The 6,074-nt window shown below is 50.9% G+C and carries 5 protein-coding genes and 1 pseudogene; 4 read left to right on the plus strand and 2 right to left on the minus strand.

Annotation, left to right across the window (positions count from 1 at the left end; all coding sequences use genetic code 11):
* The 3 genes and pseudogenes from tuf to Q1L85_RS16680 form a co-directional block, all read left to right on the plus strand.
* Window positions 1–180 (plus strand): annotated as a pseudogene (gene tuf / locus Q1L85_RS16670) (elongation factor Tu); the annotation flags it as partial.
* Between the two features lie 114 nt (window positions 181–294).
* Window positions 295–966, plus strand: a complete 672-nt coding sequence (locus Q1L85_RS16675; RefSeq protein WP_300433609.1) for a phosphatase PAP2 family protein — start codon at window positions 295–297, stop codon at window positions 964–966.
* Window positions 956–1,660, plus strand: coding sequence for a rhomboid family intramembrane serine protease (locus Q1L85_RS16680; protein WP_300428442.1), 705 nt, complete (start codon window positions 956–958; stop codon window positions 1,658–1,660). Before Q1L85_RS16675 ends, Q1L85_RS16680 begins: the two co-directional genes overlap by 11 nt.
* Here the strand turns inward: Q1L85_RS16680 and Q1L85_RS16685 are convergent.
* Entirely contained in the window at window positions 1,595–3,382 is a 1,788-nt protein-coding gene (locus Q1L85_RS16685; RefSeq protein ID WP_300428443.1) for a hypothetical protein, read from the minus strand. The genes Q1L85_RS16680 and Q1L85_RS16685 overlap by 66 nt on opposite strands.
* Window positions 3,383–3,596: 214 nt before the next feature.
* Window positions 3,597–5,684 (minus strand): elongation factor G, encoded by a 2,088-nt coding sequence (gene fusA / locus Q1L85_RS16690; RefSeq protein ID WP_300433610.1) that lies wholly within the window; start codon window positions 5,682–5,684, stop codon window positions 3,597–3,599.
* A gap of 289 nt (window positions 5,685–5,973) precedes the next feature.
* On the opposite strand from fusA, the gene Q1L85_RS16695 reads away from it, so the two are divergent.
* On the plus strand, window positions 5,974–6,074 hold a 101-nt coding region (locus tag Q1L85_RS16695; protein ID WP_300433578.1), incomplete at its 3' end, for a GTP-binding protein.

Here is a 6,074-nt window from a genome sequence, read left to right on the forward strand (position 1 = left end):
ACTGACGTAACTGGTGCAGTTGAGCTGCCAGACGGCGTAGAAATGGTAATGCCAGGTGATAACGTCACTCTGACTGTAACTCTGATCGCTCCAATCGCGATGGACGAAGGTCTGCGTTTCGCGATCCGTGAAGGTGGCCGTACGGTAGGCGCTGGTGTTGTAGCTAAAATCGTTGAGTAATCAACGACTGCGCTAAGCCAGAAGAAGCCCGCTTTATGCGGGCTTTTTTGTGTCTGTAAAATAGTGGTATTAAATTATTGCCTGATGTTGTGAATATGTTCTCAGTGGTCATATATGTCGCAGTTTAATCGGATGGATATCCGTATTGGGGGAGTGCGTGCGGGTCGGATAGTGACAGGCCTTTCCGTTGCCGTATTTCAGTTGGTGACATATCAATTATTGCTCCAGTACAACGCTGACAGGTTGGGTTCCGGTCCGTTGTGGAATATAGAGACTGCGTTTGATCGCGCACTGCCTTTAATTCCTGAATTTGCGTTTGTCTACTTTCTGTATATTCCGGGGCTGATTATTCCGGCTCTGCTGGATATGCCGATGACATTATTCCTGCGTTACGCCGTTGCCATGGTGCTTGCGGTCTGCGTATCTTCCGCCGGATTCGCATGGATACCGCTGCAGGTGATACATGAGCCTTTTGTCTGCACGAGGCTTTCATGCGAAGGACTGGTGTTGTTGCGGGAAGTTGATCCGGGCGTAAACCTCATGCCCAGCCTGCATGCCTCGCAGACCCTGCTTGCCGCTATGGTGCTGTATTTTGCTTCGTCCCGGTATCAGGTCAGAAGTTTCTGGTGGCAATGGAGCGCGTGCCTTTACGTACCGATTATTATTTCTACGCTGGTGACTAAGCAGCATTATGTGCTGGATCTGCTTGCTGGATTTGGCGTTGCGATCGCAGCCTGGTGGTTGTCTGGACGTCTTTTTCATCCGGTAGCACGTCATGCAGACTGATTTCTTTGCTGCATTGTTAAATGTTATCCGGCTTGTCTGGTTAAGGCTTAACCACGGCTTTGTGTCGCATTCGTGGGTGACGATATTTCTCGTTGCTGCGGTCACGCTCTGCATGTTCATGCCTGATGCTGTCAATGCAATGAAATTTGATAGTCATCAGATACTGACTCAGGGGGAATGGTGGCGGGTCGTTACTTCACCATTGGTACACTCTTCGTGGGATCACTATACATGGAACGTAGTCGTTCTGTTTGCCAGTAGCCTGGTGTGTGAACAGATTAATCGTCGTGCTTTTATTAAGTATCTCTCTCTGATGTTGGTGATGAATGCCGCCTATAAACTGGTGTTTTTACCTGCAGATCATATTTCGCTGGGGTTCAGTGGATTTGCATCAGGGACGTTCGTCCTCTTGTTGATATTGATTATCTGTGAAGGGGTGCGGACCAGGGATATCTGGATGATTGCCGTCTCAGGATTTATCCTCCTGCTCTTTTCTTCGCATGAGCTGGGCTACTTTGGGAGTCATACAGGCTGGGAGATGCTGAGAGGGCGTTCGATAGACGGCGCCCCAGGAAAGAAAACAAAGCCAGCTCACATTGTTGGAATGATCACTGGCTGTATTATCGGATCAGGCTATCTGCTTGCGACGGCGATAAAAAGCAAACGTAGCAAGTGCCAGCAGGGCGGCGAATAGTCCTAACGAGTCTCTGTCTTCTTCAAAGTTGATGGTGTACTCATCATGATAGGCGACTGCACTGTCAATCTCATCGTACTTACTGATGGTCAGTACAGACGCTGTCGCCCTTCCATCACTGTCCGTCGTTGTGAAGTTAACATCGACACGAGCCAGGCCATCTTCGAAATTCACCTGATTTTCAACCGCCATATCGACCGGGAAAGCAATATGAATATGATCTGGTGCGCAGGTGGTGACAAGGCTTCTCCCATTCAACGCCGACGCCATAGGGATGTCCGAGCAATCAAATTCTGCGGGGTAGGTTTCTGACGAATCCGGGTCCAGTAACAGGTCCACAGTCAGGTTGGTCGCTTGTTTAACACCGTCTGGAAGCGTGAGTATGAGTGCCGCATAAGGGCTGCTGGGACTTCTGCGGACAAGGAATGGCTCGACGCCAGCGCCTTCCGGTGTCTGTGCTGTCGCTTCCAGGCTGATGCTGCTGGCATCGCTGAAGGAAATGCTTCCGCCGGCGACAAGGCTTGTCGACTCTTCGCTGGTGAACGCCAATGGGAGTGTCAGGGGGGCTTCTGCGGACACACTTGCATCGGTGTTACTGGCTGTGATGGTCCCATCAGAGCAGCTGGCGGTCGCCGTTCCGTTGCCATTGAGCAGGCCATTATCAGATAGGGTCTCGGAATCTGGGCAGGCGATAGCTCCTGTTTCCGCTGACACAGTTGCCTCAAGTGTAACGAAGTCTTCTTCTTGTGTTGCTGGAGGCCAGGCGGTCAGAGTTGCCCCTGAACTACTGCGGGCTACTTCGAGGTAATACTTAGGGGACCTGGCCGGTGGAATTTCTACGGTTTTGGTGGTTGCTTCGAGGCCTGCACTGTCAAGGCGCTCAATAAGCAGCGCGGTAGTACCATCACTCTCTGCAGTATTTACCTTGAAAACTACATGGGCAGCAGGTGTGGAGGTTTCGTCTCCGCTACGTGGGCTGATGCGAAGAATGCGATCCTCTTCCTGGTAAAGGCTACTCAGTATCTCAGTACGGAACGGCATTGCGCTGCTGGCGTCTGCCGGTAGATCAGTGGAGAGAGTCTCAATGTATTCCAGATGCTCTGGAATATCACGTATGACGAGCGCTTCGCCTTGAGCGAGTCGTTGGGTGTCCATCCAGATCATAACGAACTCGCCATCGTTGAGCTCGCCGTTTCTCGATAAGGTATCCTTCGGGATTACACCTGCATTAATGGTTATTCCGGCGGAGGGTTCTTCGATCGGTTCTTCTGGCTCTGGCTCTGCCTGGCCTTCACCTGTTACGGTGACATTAATAAAGCCCGTCTGAACATTGTCGGGGTTATCGTCGTCATTCACTGTGTATTCAATAGCAACGACCTGTTCCTCCCCGTCATTCAGAGCATCGAAAGCACCGGCAGGGTCAAAGAGTATGAACCCGTCATCGTTCAGTGTTGCAAGGCCTGATGCCGGTTGACTGATAATTTCATAGGTTGGGTTGCTTGGTACGCCGTCATACAGTGCTTCGTCGTCTCCAATAATGACGCTCAGGCTCTCTGTGGTGCTGACTTCAGCCCCTGTTACTGCGTACGTGGGGCCGAAACCGCCGCCGTCACCATTGTCGATACATTCAGGATCTTCAGAATCAAAGCAATCAGGCTCCATAGATAAGGCAAGTTGGGGCACAGAGAGGATGGCTAACGCGAGAAGGGATTGTTTTAGCATAGCGACCACGCATTCTTGTTAGAGTTATTAAGCAACTAGTCTATGACGTAAGGCTGAGTCTTTATAGAGTTAAATGAGAATCTTTGTCGTTATATGTCGCGCATGTCACAGTTGGTTCTAAGTTTGGCTGAATAAATGCGGTTGGAACGAAATCAATAAAAAACCCCGCGTGGCGAACCAGGCGGGGTTTTTTCTGCGTTAGCAGTAAGTCAGATTACTTCTCTGCTTTACGTGCTTTCGCTTCTTCCATTACCTTGTCAGCGATCTGCTGAGGGCAAGGCATGTAGTGGCTGAACTCCATAGAGAACTGACCACGGCCAGAAGTGATGGTACGCAGGTGGCCGATGTAGCCGAACATTTCAGACAGTGGAACGTCTGCTTTAATGCGAACACCGCTTGTGCCTGGCTCCTGATCTTTGATCATGCCGCGACGACGGTTAAGGTCACCAATTACGTCACCTACGTTGTCTTCTGGAGTGAAGACGTCAACCTTCATGATAGGCTCAAGCAGCTGAGCGCCGGCTTTAGGCATAGACTGACGGAATGCACCTTTAGCTGCGATTTCAAACGCGATCGCAGAGGAGTCAACGGCGTGGTAGCCACCGTCGTATACGTCGATTTCTACGTCCAGTACCGGGAAGCCAGCCAGAGGACCTTCGTCCATCATAGCCTTGAAGCCTTTCTCGATCGCTGGGAAGAATTCCTTAGGAACGTTACCACCAACAACAGAGGTCTTGAACACGAAACCAGAACCTGGCTCACCTGGCTTCATGCGGTAATCGATCTTACCGTACTGACCAGAACCACCAGACTGCTTCTTGTGGGTGTAGCTGTCTTCGATCGGTGAAGTGATGGTCTCACGGTAAGATACCTGTGGAGCACCTACTTCCAGCTCAACGCCGTAAGTACGCTTCAGGATGTCGACTTTAATATCCAGGTGCAGTTCGCCCATACCTTTCAGGATGGTTTCACCAGAATCTTCGTCAGTTTCAACCTGGAACGTTGGATCTTCTGCAACCAGTTTACCGATCGCGATACCCATCTTATCAACAGCGCCTTTGTCTTTCGGCTTAACTGCGATAGAGATTACTGGCTCTGGGAACACCATGGCTTCCAGAGTACATTCGTGCTTAGGATCACACAGAGTGTGACCAGTCTGAACGTTCTTCATACCCACGATGGCGATGATGTCACCAGCCTGTGCTGAGGTCAGTTCGCTCTTATCGTCTGCCTGCATCTCAACCATACGGCCAACACGCTCGGTCTTACCGGTGAAGCTGTTCAGGATGGTGTCACCCTTGTTGATCTTACCGGAGTAGATACGTACGAAGGTCAGGGCGCCGAAACGGTCGTCCATGATTTTGAACGCCAGTGCACGGAAAGGCTCATTAGCATCAACGATCGCTTTTTCGCCAGTTGGGTTGCCTTCTTCGTCGGTCAGATCCTGTGGGTCAACTTCCGTTGGGTCTGGCAAGTAATCAACAACTGCGTCCAGAACCAGCTGAACACCTTTGTTCTTAAATGCAGAACCGCAGTAAGTTGGGAAGAACTGCAGGGTGCGGGTACCTTCACGGATGCAACGCTTGATGTCTTCGATAGATGGCTCAGTACCTTCTTCCAGGTACTCCATCAGCAGATCTTCATCGACTTCCAGAGCAGTTTCGATCAGCTCCTGACGGTACATCTCTACATCGTCAGCCATGTCAGCTGGGATGTCCTGGATTTCGTAGTTTTCTGGCAGGCCAGTGTCATCCCATACGAATGCTTTCTTGGTCAGCAGGTCAACAACACCAACGAACTGATCTTCAGTACCGATAGGCAGAACCATAACCAGAGGGCGTGCGCCCAGCACGTTCTTCACCTGCTCAACAACGCGGTAGAAGTCTGCACCCAGACGGTCCAGCTTGTTGACGAAGATCAGACGGGATACTTCTGAATCGTTCGCGTAACGCCAGTTGGTTTCTGACTGAGGCTCAACGCCACCAGAACCACAGAATACACCGATACCGCCGTCCAGTACTTTCAGGGAACGGTATACTTCAACGGTGAAGTCAACGTGTCCAGGTGTGTCAATAACGTTCAGGCGGTGGCCATTCCATTCACAGGTAACAGCTGCTGACTGAATGGTAATACCCCGCTCAGCTTCCTGTTCCATGAAGTCAGTAGTTGATTCGCCGTCGTGTACCTCACCGGTCTTGTGGATTTTACCGGTCAGCTTGAGGATACGCTCAGTGGTGGTGGTCTTACCCGCGTCTACGTGGGCGAAGATACCAATGTTTCTGTACTTAGAAAGATCTGTCATAACGTTACTCGGTTAGCAGAGTTGAAATTTCGCGCGACACTTTACACGGTTTCATCAGCTAATTCCCGTGTTTTTGCTAATAAATGAAGGAAAAGCGCTGAAAATAAATGGAGGGGCGCAAAGTGGCCCATGGCAGGGTCGGAAATGTATGCCTCAAGTAGCCTCTGAGGCCTGTAATGGCGCGCTTTTGTTGACAGGGCAACGCCGCTGCGTATGATTACGGCTCCAGAATCCGACCGCACAGGCGGCGGCACATTATTAACGTCTTATCAGATTGAGGGCAAAGACGGTGGCAAAGGAAACGTTTGAACGCTCCAAACCCCACGTAAACGTGGGTACTATCGGTCACGTTGACCACGGTAAAACTACTCTGACTGCGGCTCTGACCCG

This window comes from uncultured Thalassolituus sp. (assembly GCF_950066645.1).
Taxonomy (GTDB): Bacteria; Pseudomonadota; Gammaproteobacteria; order Pseudomonadales; family Oceanobacteraceae; genus Thalassolituus.